The organism is Blautia intestinihominis, assembly GCF_040096655.1.
Lineage (GTDB): Bacteria > Bacillota > Clostridia > Lachnospirales > Lachnospiraceae > Blautia_A > Blautia_A intestinihominis.
Genome location: NZ_JBBMEI010000180.1, coordinates 1 through 1,249, shown reverse-complemented (window position 1 = coordinate 1,249; position 1,249 = coordinate 1). Strand labels below are relative to the sequence as shown.

Here is a 1,249-nt window from a genome sequence, read left to right as displayed (position 1 = left end):
CGGTACTGCTTCATCCCGCATGCAATGCTCCTCTACCAATCTATTACTAGATTCCTTAGTTTCGGTGGTGCGTTTCAGCCCCGGACATTTTCGGCGCAGGACCTCTCGACCAGTGAGCTATTACGCACTCTTTGAATGAATGGCTGCTTCTGAGCCAACATCCTGGTTGTCTTCGAAATCCCACATCCTTTTCCACTTAACGCACACTTTGGGACCTTAACTGAAGGTCTGGGCTCTTTCCCTTTTGACCACCCAACTTATCTCGTGTAGTCTGACTCCTGGTAAGTAATTACACGGCATTCGGAGTTTGATATTCTTCGGTAGGCTTTGACGCCCCCTAGGAAATTCAGTGCTCTACCTCCGCAAATCTCTACCAAGGCTAGCCCTAAAGCTATTTCGAGGAGAACCAGCTATCTCCGGGTTCGATTGGAATTTCTCCCCTATCCACACCTCATCCCCACCCTTTTCAACGGATGTGGGTTCGGTCCTCCACTGCCTCTTACGGCAGCTTCAACCTGGACATGGATAGATCACCCGGTTTCGGGTCTGCCCCCACTGACTCTGGCCCTGTTAAGACTTGGTTTCCCTACGGCTCCGATCCTTAAGATCTTAACCTTGCCAGTGAGCGCAACTCGCCGGACCGTTCTACAAAAAGTACGCGGTCGTGCATATAAAGCACTCCCACAGCTTGTAGACACAGGGTTTCAGGTTCTCTTTCACTCCCCTCCCGGGGTCCTTTTCACCTTTCCTTCACAGTACTATGCGCTATCGGTCACTAAGTGGTATTTAGCCTTAGGGGGTGGTCCCCCTTACTTCCCGCAGGGTTTCTCGTGTCCCGCGGTACTCTGGATCCTGCTCAGTCTGCTCTGTTTTCGTGTACGGGGCTTTCACCCTCTCTGGCCGGCTTTCCCAAAACCGTTCTACTAACATCACAGAATCTTAAATGCAGTCCGTAACCCCAGATCGCACGCGATCTGGTTTAGGCTCTTCCGCGTTCGCTCGCCGCTACTTACGGAATCGAGTTTTCTTTCTTTTCCTCCGGGTACTTAGATGTTTCAGTTCCCCGGGTTCCCCTCCATACGTTATGGATTGGCGTATGGATACACGAGGTTTCCTCGTGTGGGTTTCCCCATTCAGAAATCTCCGGATCAATGGATATTTGCTCCTCCCCGAAGCTTATCGCAGCTTATCACGTCTTTCTTCGGCCCTTAGTGCCAAGGCATCCGCCCTGTGCCCTTTCTGCTTGACC

At 51.6% G+C, this 1,249-nt stretch carries 1 rRNA gene; it reads right to left on the bottom strand.

Annotated features, from left to right (window positions below):
* Positions 1 to 1,249, bottom strand: a 23S ribosomal RNA gene (locus WMO75_RS19550); the annotation flags it as partial.